The sequence below is a fragment of the Agrobacterium sp. GW821-FHT02D03 genome, assembly GCF_059421725.1.
The window spans coordinates 762330-776098 of record NZ_JBWKVN010000002.1 but is presented as its reverse complement, the minus strand read 5'-3'; the positions used below and the strand labels follow the sequence as shown (position 1 = coordinate 776098).

General features: G+C 60.0%; 14 protein-coding genes. 11 read left to right on the top strand and 3 right to left on the bottom strand.

Annotation, left to right across the window (positions count from 1 at the left end):
• Positions 1 to 7: 7 nt before the first annotated feature.
• A complete protein-coding gene (locus AC07U5_RS16970) occupies positions 8 to 451 on the top strand; it encodes an RrF2 family transcriptional regulator (RefSeq protein WP_062423567.1) in 444 nt (147 codons plus the stop codon).
• Between the two features lie 30 nt (positions 452 to 481).
• Here AC07U5_RS16970 and AC07U5_RS16965 read toward each other — a convergent pair whose 3' ends face one another.
• On the bottom strand, positions 482 to 1003 hold the full coding sequence (locus AC07U5_RS16965) for a flavin reductase family protein (protein ID WP_494723717.1): 522 nt from the start codon (positions 1001 to 1003) through the stop codon (positions 482 to 484).
• 287 nt (positions 1004 to 1290) lie between these two features.
• On the opposite strand from AC07U5_RS16965, the gene AC07U5_RS16960 reads away from it, so the two are divergent.
• The 7 genes from AC07U5_RS16960 (at position 1291) to AC07U5_RS16930 (ending at position 8791) form a co-directional block, all read left to right on the top strand.
• Positions 1291 to 2358, top strand: a complete 1068-nt coding sequence (locus tag AC07U5_RS16960) for a LacI family DNA-binding transcriptional regulator (protein ID WP_494723716.1) — start codon at positions 1291 to 1293, stop codon at positions 2356 to 2358.
• Positions 2355 to 3377: an ABC transporter substrate-binding protein gene (locus tag AC07U5_RS16955; RefSeq protein WP_144619894.1), complete on the top strand. Its 1023-nt coding sequence runs from the start codon at positions 2355 to 2357 to the stop codon at positions 3375 to 3377. Before AC07U5_RS16960 ends, AC07U5_RS16955 begins: the two co-directional genes overlap by 4 nt.
• A gap of 86 nt (positions 3378 to 3463) precedes the next feature.
• Positions 3464 to 4291 carry an ABC transporter permease gene (locus AC07U5_RS16950; RefSeq protein WP_062423563.1) on the top strand — a complete coding sequence of 276 codons (828 nt, stop codon included), beginning with the start codon at positions 3464 to 3466 and terminating at the stop codon, positions 4289 to 4291.
• Positions 4288 to 5067 (top strand): ABC transporter permease, encoded by a 780-nt coding sequence (locus AC07U5_RS16945; RefSeq protein WP_113273684.1) that lies wholly within the window; start codon positions 4288 to 4290, stop codon positions 5065 to 5067. Before AC07U5_RS16950 ends, AC07U5_RS16945 begins: the two co-directional genes overlap by 4 nt.
• Entirely contained in the window at positions 5060 to 6085 is a 1026-nt protein-coding gene (locus AC07U5_RS16940) for an ABC transporter ATP-binding protein (RefSeq protein ID WP_494723715.1), read from the top strand. The genes AC07U5_RS16945 and AC07U5_RS16940 overlap by 8 nt, the downstream gene beginning before the upstream one ends.
• A 1-nt stretch (position 6086) precedes the next feature.
• The gene (locus AC07U5_RS16935) at positions 6087 to 7013 is read left to right on the top strand and encodes a nucleoside hydrolase (RefSeq protein WP_494723714.1); all 927 of its coding nucleotides are present in this window, start codon (positions 6087 to 6089) and stop codon (positions 7011 to 7013) included.
• On the top strand, positions 7010 to 8791 hold the full coding sequence (locus AC07U5_RS16930) for an adenine deaminase (protein WP_494723713.1): 1782 nt from the start codon (positions 7010 to 7012) through the stop codon (positions 8789 to 8791). Before AC07U5_RS16935 ends, AC07U5_RS16930 begins: the two co-directional genes overlap by 4 nt.
• Before the next feature lie 34 nt (positions 8792 to 8825).
• On the opposite strand, the gene AC07U5_RS16925 is transcribed toward AC07U5_RS16930, so the two are convergent.
• Positions 8826 to 9641, bottom strand: coding sequence for an AraC family transcriptional regulator (locus AC07U5_RS16925; RefSeq protein WP_494723712.1), 816 nt, complete (start codon positions 9639 to 9641; stop codon positions 8826 to 8828).
• A 71-nt stretch (positions 9642 to 9712) separates the two neighbouring features.
• Here AC07U5_RS16925 and AC07U5_RS16920 point away from each other — a divergent pair, with 71 nt between their 5' ends.
• A complete protein-coding gene (locus AC07U5_RS16920; RefSeq protein ID WP_494723711.1) occupies positions 9713 to 10648 on the top strand; it encodes an NmrA family NAD(P)-binding protein in 936 nt (311 codons plus the stop codon).
• Positions 10649 to 10905: 257 nt separating this feature from the next.
• Here AC07U5_RS16920 and AC07U5_RS16915 read toward each other — a convergent pair whose 3' ends face one another.
• Positions 10906 to 12078 carry a M20 aminoacylase family protein gene (locus tag AC07U5_RS16915; RefSeq protein WP_494723710.1) on the bottom strand — a complete coding sequence of 391 codons (1173 nt, stop codon included), beginning with the start codon at positions 12076 to 12078 and terminating at the stop codon, positions 10906 to 10908.
• 150 nt (positions 12079 to 12228) lie between these two features.
• Here AC07U5_RS16915 and AC07U5_RS16910 point away from each other — a divergent pair, with 150 nt between their 5' ends.
• Positions 12229 to 12897: a phosphoribosyltransferase gene (locus AC07U5_RS16910; RefSeq protein WP_494723709.1), complete on the top strand. Its 669-nt coding sequence runs from the start codon at positions 12229 to 12231 to the stop codon at positions 12895 to 12897.
• A 76-nt stretch (positions 12898 to 12973) separates the two neighbouring features.
• Complete coding sequence (ku, locus tag AC07U5_RS16905; RefSeq protein WP_112952802.1) at positions 12974 to 13756, top strand: non-homologous end joining protein Ku; 783 nt, start codon at positions 12974 to 12976, stop codon at positions 13754 to 13756.
• The last annotated feature ends 13 nt before the right edge of the window (positions 13757 to 13769 follow it).

The window sequence follows — 13769 nt, the reverse complement described above, 5'->3', positions numbered from 1 at the left end:
GACGCCGATGCTGACGAAAAAGGGTAAATACGGTCTCAAAGCCATGATCGACCTCGCGAGCCTCGATAAGGGGCAGACCGCGTTCGTCAGCGACATTGCCGCGCGCAACAATATTCCGAAGAAGTTTCTCGACGCGATTTTGCTGGAGCTTCGCAATGAGGGCATGCTGCGGTCCAAGAAGGGACCGGGCGGCGGCTACGCGCTCTCAAAGCCGGCATCCGATATCTATATCGGCCAGGTCATTCGCGCGCTAGATGGGCCGCTCGCCCCTATTCGCTGCGCCAGCCGTACGGCCTTCGAAGCCTGCGAGGACTGTTCCGATCCGGCGGCCTGTCAGGTCCGCCGGTCGATGACGGATGTCCGGGATGCCATGGCAGCCGTTCTCGACACGATGACGCTTGAGCAGTTTGCGGCCAACACCGGTGAAGAGCCGGTGAACAAGACAGCGTGACGCAATCGCGCTGCGTAAGCGTCACTCTTGTCAGATCTGAAGATATTGTCCGGCGTGATAGAGAAGCGGGCGTCCTTCTCCACGGATAACGGAGAGCACCCGGCCGATGACGATGGCGTGGGTGTGACGCTCCACGACATCCTCGACGGCACAGTCGAGCACCGCGAGCGCGCCGTGTAAGCCAGAAGCGCCGCTTTCCAGATCGAACCAATCGGCGCCTTCATAGCGCTCTGCGCCCTTCAGTCCGCCAATGCCTGCAAAGCGGGATGCGACATCTTCCTGTTCACCGGACAGGATGTTGACGCAGAAGTGGTTGAAGCGCGCGATGACCGGCCATGTCGAAGACGACCGGTTGATGTTGACGATCATCGTTGGCGGCTCCATCGACAGCGCCGTGGCTGACGTGACGGTCGCTCCCGTGCGATGGACGCCATGACCAGCCGTGATGATGCTGACACTGCCTGCGACATGGCGCATGGCCGTTTTCAATTCCGCAGCTTCCAGGGCGAGTTTCTCCCGCTCCTCGTGAATGTAAGTCACTGTCGCTGTCATCGTTTCCACCTTTCAGCGCGTGTTCCCCAAGCAGCTCAAACGTAGCAATGCCTTTGCTCACGCCACAGCCAAAAGATTTTATTGTTGATCAATTTTGTAGAATGATCCTGGCGTTGTCGTTGCTCAAACAGCGCCTGCGTGCCGCGACTACTGAGCAAGGGTCATAGCGCGCTTGGATCGTCGCGGATCGTCGACACGCGCCACACCGTGAAAAATCGCAAGCCGGACTCGACATTGGAGACGGTTTCCACTAGCTTGCTTAAACGATTAAGCAAGGGCGCAAGATCATGGCTTTGCAAAAGCCCGCCGCAAATCTGCACGGAATTGCCGCGGCACTCGGTGTCTCGAGTGCGACGGTATCGAACGCCCTTTCCGGCAAGGGGCGTGTTTCGGCGGAGCTTGGTGAGCGCATTCGCAAGATGGCAGCGGAGATGGGTTATGTGCCCAGTCCTGCCGCCCGCGCGCTTCGCACGGGGCGCAGTGGCGTTCTTGGCCTCGTGCTTCCCGATATCGGCAATCCGCTCTTTCCCCAAATCGCTCAAGCCATCGAGAAGGCCGCGGCTGATGCCGGCTACGGCGTTCTGATCGCCGACTCCCATGGGGAGATTGCCAAGCAGACGGATGCAATCAACCGGCTGATCGAACGTGGGGTCGAAGGCATGGTCGTCGTCCCCCGTCGTGGTACCCGGATTGCCGACGTGGATTGCCCGGTCGCGGTGATCGACTCTCCTTCCACGCCCGGCAACACGGTGGCTGCCGACCATTGGGGTGGCGGCGTGCAGATCGGTCGGCATCTTGCCGGGCTCGGACACAGCAATGTCGTGATGATCGCCAGAAATCCGGATTCCAATGTGCAGAACGATCGCATCGGTGGCATTCGCGCCGGACTGACCGCTTCCGCCCGGACAGACACGCTCTGGATCGCGTCGCTTGAGGAGCGTCAGGGTGAAGGCTGCCGGCTCGGCGTGGCGGACAAGGTGCGCCAGGGGTTTACCGCTTTTGCCGCTGCATCGGATCTGCATGCCTTGCGTGTTCTCACCGAACTTCAGGATGAGGGTATTGCCGTGCCGGATGAGGCAAGTGTCACCGGCTTTGACGACCTCATCTGGGCATCCGTGGTCACGCCGTCCCTCACCACCATTCGCATGGATATGGCACGCATTGCGGAAGTCGCCGTTACCGCTCTTGTTCGCGCAATCGACGGCGAGGATCCTGCGAACCGGCCCGCTGCGGGCGGCGTTGTCGCGGATATTTCCAAAGTGGCGATGGAGCTCATCATTCGTCGCTCCTCCGCCGCCAATAACAAGAAGCAAACTGAAGATAAAAAACCCACAGCTGGAGAACATACATCATGAAAAAGATCCTTTTCGCATCCGGTACGGCGCTGATGCTGTCGCTCGGGGCCGCGCAGGCGCAGGACAAGACCTTGACGATCTCCGTCTATGCCTTCGCGCAGGATGAATTCAAGGAACTCGTCTACACCCCCTTCGAGCAGAAATGCGGCTGCAAGCTGGTCGTGGAAACCGGCAACAGCGTTGAGCGCCTGGCGAAGATGGAGGCCAACAAGACCAACCCGGTCATCGATCTCGCCATCGTCTCCATGGCGGATGCGCTTTCCGCCGCCCGCAAGGACCTGATCCAGAAGATCGATACCGCCAAGGTGCCAAATATCGAGAAGCTTTACGACATTGCCAAGGATCCGAATGGCGATGGTATGAGCGTTGGCGTCAATCTCTATGCGACGTCGATCGTCTATCGAACCGACAAGATGAAGATCGACAGCTGGGGTGATCTCCTGAAGGACGGTATCGTCGATCACATCGCCTTCCCGAACGTCACCACCAATCAGGGTCCCCCCGCGCTCTATATGCTGGGCAAGGCGATGGACAAGGACACGCCTGATCTCGCGGCGCCGATCGCGGCTGTCGGTGCCAAGAAGGACGATATCGTCACCTTCTACGTGAAGTCTTCGCAGCTCGTGCAGTTGATGCAGCAGGAAGAAATCTGGGCCGCACCCATCGGTCGCTTCTCCTGGGCGCCTTTCACCAAGCTCGATCTTCCACTTGCATGGGCAACACCGAAGGAAGGTCAGACCGGCGGCATGAACGTGCTTGTCGTGCCGAAGGGGACGAAGAACGAGGATCTTGCGCTGCAATTCATGGATTTCTGGCTCTCGACCGATGTTCAGAAGGCCTTGGCCGACAAGTTGGTAGATAGCCCCACCAACAAGGAGGTCAAGGTCTCCGAAGAGGTGGCGAACAACATCACCTATGGCGAAGAAACCGTGAAAAGCCTGCAGCTCATCCCGTCCGCCGTCTCGCTCGACAACCGCGACAAGTGGCTGTCGGAATGGAACGCCAAGGTCGGTCAGTAATCTTGCGTCGCGCGTCATCCTCGGACCCAAAGATCGAGGATGACAGCTCATCTGTGATCGACCAGCCTGTCGAAGGATAGACCGCCATGTTTCAAAATCGGACCGAGGCCCTGGCGCTGGCCTTGCCCGCCGCAATCTTTGCGGCGGCGGTCTTTCTTGTGCCGGTCTTCATTCTCCTCTCGGAGGGCTTTCGCACCGCCGATGGGTGGACGCTGCAGGCCTACACCACCTTCTTCTCCGACCCGCTGAACCAGGCGGTATTCCTGCGGACGCTGAAACTCGGTGCGCTGGTCACGGTTGTGTCCGCCGTCATCGGTTATGCTGCCGCCTTCGCCATCGTCAGCCTGCCGCCCGGTTCGAAGGGGCATATGATCAATCTGGTCATCCTGCCGCTGATGATCTCCCCGGTGGCGCGCACCTATGCCTGGATCGTCATTCTGGGGCGCACGGGCATTGTCAACGAAGCGCTGAAGTTTCTTGGGCTAACCGATAGCCCGATCCGCATTCTCTTCAGCGAGACGGCTGTGTTCATCGGCCTGTTGCAGCTCTTTCTGCCCCTGATGATCATTTCGCTGATCAGCGCGCTGGAAAACATGCCGCGCGATGTGGTGGCCGCCTCGCGGGTTCTCGGTGCAAACTGGTTTCAGGTCTTCTGGAAGGTCATCATTCCCCTGACGAAGGAAGGCCTCGTCGTCGGCGGCACGCTGGTCTTCACCGGTTCGCTCACCGCCTATATCACGCCCGCCATTCTCGGCGGTTCCAAGGTGCTGATGCTGGAAACGCTGCTCTATCAGCAGGTCACGGTCTCCAACAATTTCGTCGCTGCAAGCGTCATTGCCTTCATTCTGATCGTCATGAGCTTTGCGGCCAATATCCTGCTCAAGCGCATTGCAACGGCAAGGAACAGGAAATGACCCGCCATCTCTTTATTCCCCTGACGCTGATGCTGGTCATCGGCTTTCTGATCGGGCCGTTCCTGATCATTGTTGCCGCCTCCTTTTCGGCCGGCGACACGCTGGCCTTCCCACCGCAGGGCTTTTCGCTGAAATGGATCGCCAAGGTCTTCACCGTGGAAAGCTTCCGCGACAGCTTTGCCATGTCGATGTTTCTTGCCATCGGCGGCACGTTTGCGGCCCTCCTCCTCGGCATACCGGCGGCCTACGCCATGTCGCGCTACAAGCTGCCGTTTTCCGAAACGATCCGCACCATCGTTTCGGCACCGATCATCGTACCGGGCATCATCGTCGGTCTGGCGCTTTTGCGATACTTCGTCGTGCCCTTCGGTATCGGCATCACGCTCGCTCTCTTTCTCGCGCACACCGCCTTGATCCTGCCCTATGCGGTGCGCGTGGTCTCTGCCAGCCTCACCAATCTGCGCTCGGATATCGAAGAGGCGGCGGTTCTGCTCGGTTCATCCCGGCTTGGCGCCTTCTTCCGCGTCGTTCTGCCGAACATCCGCGGCGGCATTCTGTCGGCCTTCATTCTTGGTTTCGTCACCAGCTTCAACCAGGTGCCGGTATCGCTCTTCCTGTCGGGCCCTGGTGTTCGCACGCTGCCGATCGATATGCTGGGCTATATGGAAATCGTCTTCGATCCGTCCGTTGCGGCGCTCTCCTCGCTCCTCGCCTTCCTTTCCATCGGCATTGTTTTCATGGCCGAACGTTTCCTGGGGTTCTCCCGCTATGTCTGACGCACAGTATCTCTCTCTTCAAAATCTTTCGCTCGCCTATGGCCCCATCATGGCCGTCGACAAGCTCAATCTCGATATCCGCAAGGGCGAGCTTCTGGCGCTGCTCGGACCGTCCGGCTGCGGCAAGACTACTACGATGCGTGCGATTGCGGGGTTGATGCCGATTGCAGGCGGCCGGATCGATCTGGATGGCGCCGATATCACCCGCGTCTCCGCCAACAAGCGTGCCGTTGGTCTCGTCTTCCAGTCCTATGCGCTCTTTCCGCATCTGACGGTCTATGAAAACGTTGCCTTCGGTCTGCGGCTTAAGGGCCTGACGGGTGCAGAGCTGGATGCAAAAGTGGCGTCAGGCCTTAAATCCGTCGGTCTCTCCACCTTCGCCTCGCGCAAGCCGGCGGAACTATCCGGTGGCCAGCAGCAGCGCGTGGCGCTTGCGCGCTCCATGGTCATGGACCCCAAGGTTCTTCTGCTCGATGAGCCTCTCTCCAACCTCGATGCCCGGCTCCGGCTGGAAATGCGCACCGAGTTGCAGCGGGTGCAGAAGGCGACCGGTGTGACGATGATCTTCGTCACCCATGATCAGGTCGAGGCCTTGGCGCTGGCTGATCGCATAGTTGTGATGAAGAACGGCGCAATTGAGCAGCTCGGCACGCCGGAAGAGATCTATAATGCACCTGTCTCTTCCTTCGTCGCCGACTTTGTCGGCTTTGAAAACATCTTCCGTCTGGAAGGCGCAGAGCTGAAGACGGATGCAGGACGAGTTACGCTTTCTGGCCAGGTTCCGAGTACGGCGGGACTGGCATGGAGGCCGCGCATGGTAACCCTCGGTTCAGGTCCTTTCGAGGGCACCGTGCGCGGCACGTCTTTTGCAGGCAACACGCGGGAATATCTGCTCGACAGCGCGCTTGGCGCCATCAAGGCCGAGGTGGATGCGAGCCTGCCGTCCTATGAGATCGGCGCGACGCTGCCCTTCGATCTGCCCGTCGAAAAGGCGGCATCTCTCAAGGTGTTCAACTGAGATGGGGCTGTGGATCGACACCGATATGGGTTTCGACGATATCGCTGCCGTTCTGGTGGTGGTAGCGTCCGGTCACGTCATCGACGGGCTCTCTCTGGTCTTCGGTAACGCGCCGCTTGATCAGGTGCAAAAGAATGCCGCGGGTGCGGCCTTGGCTTTCTCGTGGTGCTTCCCGATTCACGCCGGGCGGGCAAACCCCGTGCTTGGAGAGATCGAAACAGCGCAACGCATTCTGGGTGAAACCGGTATCCCGACGGTGGGTGCAGCGCTTCCAGCATCCGACGATCTGCCGACATCGCATGCCTTCGACGCCCTCTGCCAGTGGTTGGCGGAGGGGGCAGGGGAAAAGAAGATTCTGGCCCTTGGTCCTCTGACCAACATTGCTGCAGTCTGCCTCGCTAGACCGGATCTTGCCGGCCGCATCACCGAACTGACCTGGATGGGCGGCGGGGTGACGCTTGGAAATCACACGGCCTCTGCCGAATTTAACGCCTTTGCCGATCCTGAAGCCGCGGCCATCGTCATTGCCCATGGGCTTCCGCTGCGCATGGTCGATCTCGACTTCTGCCGCAAGGTCACCGCCTCCCTTGCGGATGTGGCGCCTATCCGGCAGGCGGGTGGAAAGAACGCGACGCTGCTGGCCGATATGCTGGAAGGCTTCATCAACATCGCCGTCAGCCGGGGGCGCGACGCCATGGCGCTTTACGATCCTTGCGCGGCGGTGGCCGTCGTTGATCCTGACAGGGTCGTGTGGAGACCGGCGCGCATCGATATCGAACTGCAGGGCAGCCTCACGCGTGGACGAACGGTCGTGGAAGCGCGGCTTGCCCATGCTGAGCGCTGCAATGCCCACTATGCCGAGAGCGTCGATGCCGAATATGCGCGCAAGATCATCCTTGGCGCACTTGAAGCAGAGGCAAGCCGATGAGGGAAACGCCGATCATTGCCGATCGCGACGGCATGAATGATGCCGCACTCCGCACCCGCGCGGTTGCTGCCGCGAGTGGCGATGCGCCTTTCGATGTTCTGATTTCCGGCGGGACTTTGGTGGATGTGGTGACGGGCGAATCGCGTCCCGCCGACATCGGCCTCGTGGGTCCGCTGATTGCAAGCGTCCACCCCACCGGCTCAAGACAGGACGCCGCGCAGGTCCTGGACGCCACAGGCGGCTATGTCGCCCCGGGATTGATCGATACGCATATGCATATCGAAAGCTCCATGGTCACGCCGGCGTCCTATGCCGCGGCGGTCGTCGCCAAGGGTGTCACAACGATTGTCTGGGACCCGCATGAATTTGCCAATGTCCATGGACTGGACGGCATGTCCTGGGCATCGCGGGCAAGCCGAAACCTGCCGCTGCGAACAATCTTGCTCGCGCCTTCCTGCGTGCCGTCGGCGCCGGGGCTTGAACGGGCGGGTGCTGATTTCGATGCGACGGTGCTTGCGGAAATTCTCTTCTGGCCGGAAGTCGGCGGCGTTGCCGAAGTCATGAATATGCGCGGCGTGATCGAGCGCGACCCGCGCATGAGCGCCATTCTCCAGGAAGGGCTGCATGCAGACAAACTGATCTGCGGCCATGCGCGTGGGCTGGAAGGTGCCGATCTCAACGCGTTTATGGCAGCCGGTGTCACCTCCGACCACGAACTCACATCAGCGGACGACCTGATGGCGAAGCTGCGCGCCGGGTTGACCATCGAACTGCGCGGCTCCCACGACCATCTGCTGCCGGAATTCGTCGAGGCCTTGAACAGGCTCGGCCATCTGCCACCGACGCTGACGCTTTGCACCGACGACGTCTTCCCCGACGATCTGTTGAAGGGCGGCGGGCTGGACGATGTGGTGCGCCGGCTGGTGCGCTACGGCCTTCGGCCGCAATGGGCATTGCAGGCGGCGACCCTCAATGCGGCAGCACGCCTTCAGCGCAATGATCTCGGCCTGATCGCCGCCGGTCGAAGGGCCGATATCGTGGTTTTCGACGATCTGACGCAGTTCTCCGCCCGCCATGTGCTGGTCAGTGGAACCCCCGTTGCCGAGAAAGGCCGAATGATCGTGGATATGCCGGAGATCGACGCGGCGCCTTTGAAAGGCTCCATGAAGCTGCCACTTCGCTCGCCTGAGGATTTTCGGGTGAAGAGCAATGGCAAACGCGTTCGGCTCGCCACCATCGACAGGCCGCGCTTCACGCAGTGGGGCGAGATCGAGGCTGACGTGGCTGACGGCTTTGTCGTGCCTCCTGATGGTACGACGATGATTTCTGTCACACACCGGCACGGTAAGGCGGAGCCTGTCACGCGGACTGGTTTTTTGACCGGTTGGGGAAAGTGGAATGGCGCCTTCGCCACGACCGTCTCCCACGACAGCCACAACCTGACCGTCTTCGGAAACAATGAAGCGGATATGGCGCTCGCCGCGAATGCCGTGATCAAGGCAGGCGGCGGAATGGCCGTCTCCTCGGGCGGAAAGGTGACAGCCCTATTGCCTCTGCCGCTTTCCGGCCTCGTATCCGATGCACCTCTTACGGAAGTGGCTGCGGGCTTTGAGGCGTTGCGCGAAGCCGTCGGCAAGGTCGTGGAATGGCAGCCGCCCTACCTCGTCTTCAAGGCTTGCTTCGGCGCAACGCTCGCCTGCAACACAGGTCCCCACCAGACCGACATGGGTATCGCCGATGTGCTGATGGGAACGGTGCGGGAGCCACTGTCAACTTAATGTCGGTTAGGCGACAGTTTTTCGGCCCACATTCTCAGAGCTGCTGCGCGCCGCCAAGGTACCGCGATGGCGTGGTACCGAGCGCCTTCCTGAACATGACGATGAAGGCTGTCGTGGACTCGTATCCCAAGTCGCCCGCCACCTTCTGGACGGTTGCGCCACCGGCCAGTTCCCGTAGTGCGATCACCAGATGCAGCTGGCGTCGCCAACGGCCGAAGCTCAATCCGGTCTTTTCGATCATAAGCCGTTTTAACGTTCGTTCACTGACGGCCACATGCTCAGCCCATTGGCCGAGGGTTCGGCGGTCGCTCGGATTTGCCAGGAGCGCCCTAGCGATCAGGGCGATCTTTGGATGATTAGAAACAGGGAGCTCCAGCCTCTGACGCGGCATCAGCGCGAGCTCGTCGAGCATCACTCGCATCAAGCGTTCGACATGCGCGTCGCGCCCATCCTGCTCTGGTAGGTCCGCTAAGCGATGGATCATCTCCCGAAGCATCGGCGATACCGACAGCGTGCAGCACTCGTCCGGAAGCGTGGCCGCGCCGGGCTCGACGAATAGATATGTCAGACGAGCATTGGGTGTGACCTGATAGCTGTGAGGAACGCCGCCGGGGACCCAGAGTCCGCAGTCTGGCGGAACGATCCAGACCCCGCTTTCCGCGGTGCACGTGACCGCGCCATGGAGCGCCAGGATCAGTTGACCCTGCGGATGCTGATGCGGGTCTGCCTCGGCCTCATAGTCAGCGAAGTCCATCCTCATTGCCATCGCCGGCCCATGCGCGAGGTTGAGATCGCAAGCGGTACTACAAGAAGGTCGCTTATTCAGAGATTGGCCTGATTTCGATATCATATGGCATTATCTCCAATTCTGCCACGTCACGCAATCCTCTAGTGTGGTCAAACAACTTCAGGAGATAAGCCATGAGTATTGCCGTGGTTGGTGCGACCGGCAGGATCGGCGCCAAACTGACCGAAAACCTCTTGGCCAAAGGCCATTCCGTCAAAGCCCTGTCGAGAGGAGGGCCCACCCTCGATGCGCTTGTCGCAAAGGGCGCAGAACCGTTCATCGGCAGCTTCGACACGGGTGATGGTGAACTTTCCAAGTTCTTCGAAGATGCTGACGCTGCGTTTCTCATGGTCAAAACCCTTTGGACGGCGGAGGATTTTCATGGGCACTATCCCGCTGTAGCGCTCAGGTTCTTCGACGCACTTCGGGATTCCCCGGTGAGATTTGCCGTGAGCCTGACCGGAATGGGATCCGAACTCACCGGAAACACCGGCCATTTCCAGGGCTTCCATATTCTCGACCAGATCCTCAACCGGTTACGGGACATTAAGCTGGTGCACCTCCAAGGTGGCTGGTTCATGGAGGACCTGTCCAGATGGGCGGAGGCGATTGCCCACCATGATAGGATCGGCTTTACGCTTGCGCCCCACGTCAAAGCGCCTTGGGTTTCCATTCCGGATCTCGCTGATTTTGCGGCCAGGGAGTTCGACACGCCGACTGACCAGCACCGGTCCATAAAGCAACTGGGCATCGATTACACCATGCCCGAGATCGCCGCGATGATCGGTCGGGCGCTCGGTCGAGAGGTGGATTATCGCTTCGTCGATCCCACCAGTCACGAGGTCGAAACGGTCTTCCGGGAGAGGTTCGGCACGCTCGATCGGTGGGTCTATGACAAGAATACCGCGGCGGCTCTTAACGATGGGAGGATCAAGTTTCGCGATGATCGCCCGGTGCTGCCCACGACAATGGAAGAGTTCGTCAAGGACACGCTTAAACCGCTGATCGAGAAAGCGCGGACGGATGGTGTCAGACCAGAGACGTTCCTGACCTGGAGTTCAAGACGATAACTGCCGCGTTACAAAAAATAGTCTGCTCAGAAGGGTGATCGGCAACGGCGCTTTGCACGATGACAGATGCGGTGCGACCCTGTAGAGCTTACATCCCTTCAGGCTCCGCCACCAATATGCTGCTATCGGTTCGGCGTCAGCGGGCGCCGAAGCTGCCACGTCTTCTTCCAAATGCACCTCGCCGTCTTGCTGCGTTTGCAGAAGCTTGAGGATTTCTTTCTTCAACGCTCGTCCCCGAGGCTCTCGCGCAAGACCGGCTATTCCGCTGCCAGTTCCTGCTTCACCAGGGTCTTCCAGAAAGCAACTCCGGAGGCGATCGCGTCATCGTTGAAGTCATAGGAGGTGTTGTGGTGCAGCGCGCCGTCCACCGCAGGACCATTGCCCAGCCAGACATAGCAGCCGGGTGCTTCGCCAGCAAAGAAGGCGAAGTCGTCGCCAGCGGTGGAAGGCGGAAAGGCCGTCCGGACTTTCGCCCCAAAGACGCTGCGCGCCGCGTTTAGCGCCCGCTCTGTCGCATGGGCATCGTTGACGACAGGCGGAATACGACGGATGAACTCGTAGCTTGCTTCGATGCCGAACATGGACGCCGTACCTTGCGCCAGACGGCCGATTTCTTCCTCCAGCTGATCGCGCACATGGGCGGCATAGGCCCGCGCCGTGCCGCCAATATGCACGAGATCGGGAATGACATTCAGGGCATTCGGGTCTCCTGCCTGAAGCGAACAGGCACTGACGACGGCGGGCTGCAGCGGATCGATGACACGTCCGACGATGCTCTGTAACGAGGAGAGAAAGCTTGCCGCGGCAGTGATCGGGTCGCGGCCAAGATGCGGTTTCGCCCCATGGGTACCGACGCCCTTGAAGACTACGCGCCAGCTATCGGACGAGGCAAGCTGCGGTCCTTCGACCACCGCCATTTCGTCTGCATCGAGACCCGGCATATTGTGGAGACCGTAGACCGCATCACAGGGGAAAAGCTCGAAGAGCCCGTCTTCGACCATCTTCTTCGCTCCGCCACGACCTTCTTCCGCAGGCTGGAAAATGAAATGCACCGTGCCGGAGAAATTGCGATCGGCAGCAAGCGCGCGGGCAGCACCGAGCAGCATGACGGTGTGGCCGTCATGGCCGCAGGCATGCATCTTTCCCGGAACCGTCGACTTGTAAGGTCTCTCCGCCAGTTCCGGCATGGCAAGCGCATCCATGTCGGCGCGCAGTCCGATGCGGCGCGTGCCGTTTCCCACCTGAAGTGTGCCGACAACGCCTGTGACTCCAAGGCCGCGATGGACAGCGATGCCCGCCTCCTCGAGAAGAGAGGCGACGATCTGGCTGGTGCGTTCTTCCTCGAACCCGAGCTCCGGATGCGCATGCAGATCGCGACGCAGCGCCGTCAAAAGGGAGAGCTCGTCGGCGGTCTTGGTCGAGGCGGTCATAAGGGAAATCCTTGGGATCTGTGCATTAAAGCCGAGGGACACGGCTCGTCTGTCGATCTCATTTCTAGTGCAAAAGCGCTTTGGATTTAATAGGGCATTTATCAGGAATCGGACGATGGTTCGGAAAAGAGTGATGAGGAAGGACGCGCGATGAAGCCCCACGAGTTCTGGCAAGATCTGCATGAGCCAGGCAGCTTTCCCGAGGAGGGGACCAAGGTCGGCTTCTACCCGGTCACGCTGGATGATGGCCGCCAGCTTCGGCTGCCGATCCGACCGCTCAGCGATGGAGAACATGCGCTCGCCTCGCTGATCATCAATCAGGCTTCCTTCACGGTGCTGGGCGCTCTGGCGGACGATCTTGCGGCCAAGCTGAAGTCCTTCGAGCCGGATGTGGTGGTGGGACTGCCGACACTTGGCCTGACGCTGGCAAGCGAGGTGGCCCGCCGCCTCGGTCATTCGCGCTATGTGCCGCTCGGGACGTCTCGAAAATTCTGGTATCTGGAGGAGCTGTCCGTGCCGATGTCGTCCATCACCACGAAGCAGGAAAAGCGGCTCTATATCGATCCGCGCATGTTGCCGCTTCTGGAAGGGCAGCGCGTGGCGCTCATCGATGATGTGATTTCCAGCGGAACATCTATCCTCGCCGGGCTCTCCCTGCTGCAAGCCTCCGGCATCGAGCCGGTTGTTATCGGTGCGGCGATGTTGCAATCGGAACGCTGGCGCGACGCGTTGGCAAGGCTGGACTCCAAATGGCCGACGCGCGTGCGCGCGGCCTTCTCCACACCCTTGCTGCGAAAAAATGGAGATGGCTGGATCTGACGCTCGGGAACTTCCTGTCTCCTCTGGGGATTAGAAGAGGTTGCTGCCACTCAGCCTCGCACCTCAAGGAGTTTCCATGCCGAGACAGACATTCTGGAAAGGTCATCTGAGGCTGTCGCTTGTCACGGCAAAGGTTTCGCTCACGCCAGCCATTTCCCAGAGCGGCAAGATCCGCTTCCACGTCATCAATCGCGAGACGGGCAATCGCGTCGAAAGCCGCTATGTGGACAGCGTCACCCATCGTCCGGTTGCGGATAGAAATCAGGTGAAGGGCTTTCCCAAGGAAGACGGCGATTTCGTGCTGCTGGAGGAAGACGAGATTGATGCTGTGGCTTTGGAGAGCACCAGAACCATCGATATTCAGACCTTCGTTCCCGCGGGCTCCATCGACTGGATCTGGTACGATCGTCCGCATTTTCTCAAACCCGAGGACAAGATCGGTGCCGAAGCCTTCAGCGTCATTCGCGAAGCGATGAGGGCCAGCAAGGTCGTTGGCATCGCCCGGCTGGTCCTTTATCGCCGCGAGCATGCCGTGTTGCTGGAACCATCCGGCAAGGGCATCATCCTCTGGACGCTGCATTATGGCGACGAAGTGCGCGATGCCGTCGATACGATCGATAAAAAGGCAAAGGCCGATAAGGAATTGCAAGCGGCGCTGGACAAGCAGATCGACAAGCAGTTGACGAATTGGAAGCCGTCGCTCGTCCAGGACACGGTGCAGAAGAAGGTTCAGAAGCTCTTGAAGACGAAGGCCAAGGACGCGCCGAAGTCCAAAGCCAAGAAGCAGCCCGCCGCGGCAAAGCAGGGCGGCAATGTCATCAACATCATGGATGCGCTGAAGAAGAGCCTGCAGTCCTAACGCGTCCCTAAGA

Excerpts from the sequence above, each read along its gene's own strand:
- AC07U5_RS16940 (WP_494723715.1), top strand. The coding sequence starts at position 5,060 with ATGTCTGACGCACAGTATCTCTCTCTTCAAAATCTTTCGCTCGCCTAT.
- AC07U5_RS16960 (WP_494723716.1), top strand. The coding sequence starts at position 1,291 with ATGGCTTTGCAAAAGCCCGCCGCAAATCTGCACGGAATTGCCGCGGCA.
- AC07U5_RS16915 (WP_494723710.1), bottom strand. The coding sequence starts at position 12,078 with ATGACCGCCTCGACCAAGACCGCCGACGAGCTCTCCCTTTTGACGGCG.
- AC07U5_RS16910 (WP_494723709.1), top strand. The coding sequence starts at position 12,229 with ATGAAGCCCCACGAGTTCTGGCAAGATCTGCATGAGCCAGGCAGCTTT.
- AC07U5_RS16930 (WP_494723713.1), top strand. The coding sequence starts at position 7,010 with ATGAGGGAAACGCCGATCATTGCCGATCGCGACGGCATGAATGATGCC.
- AC07U5_RS16945 (WP_113273684.1), top strand. The coding sequence starts at position 4,288 with ATGACCCGCCATCTCTTTATTCCCCTGACGCTGATGCTGGTCATCGGC.
- AC07U5_RS16965 (WP_494723717.1), bottom strand. The coding sequence starts at position 1,003 with ATGACAGCGACAGTGACTTACATTCACGAGGAGCGGGAGAAACTCGCC.
- AC07U5_RS16925 (WP_494723712.1), bottom strand. The coding sequence starts at position 9,641 with ATGATATCGAAATCAGGCCAATCTCTGAATAAGCGACCTTCTTGTAGT.
- AC07U5_RS16970 (WP_062423567.1), top strand. The coding sequence starts at position 8 with ATGCTGACGAAAAAGGGTAAATACGGTCTCAAAGCCATGATCGACCTC.
- AC07U5_RS16955 (WP_144619894.1), top strand. The coding sequence starts at position 2,355 with ATGAAAAAGATCCTTTTCGCATCCGGTACGGCGCTGATGCTGTCGCTC.
- ku (WP_112952802.1), top strand. The coding sequence starts at position 12,974 with ATGCCGAGACAGACATTCTGGAAAGGTCATCTGAGGCTGTCGCTTGTC.
- AC07U5_RS16950 (WP_062423563.1), top strand. The coding sequence starts at position 3,464 with ATGTTTCAAAATCGGACCGAGGCCCTGGCGCTGGCCTTGCCCGCCGCA.
- AC07U5_RS16920 (WP_494723711.1), top strand. The coding sequence starts at position 9,713 with ATGAGTATTGCCGTGGTTGGTGCGACCGGCAGGATCGGCGCCAAACTG.
- AC07U5_RS16935 (WP_494723714.1), top strand. The coding sequence starts at position 6,087 with ATGGGGCTGTGGATCGACACCGATATGGGTTTCGACGATATCGCTGCC.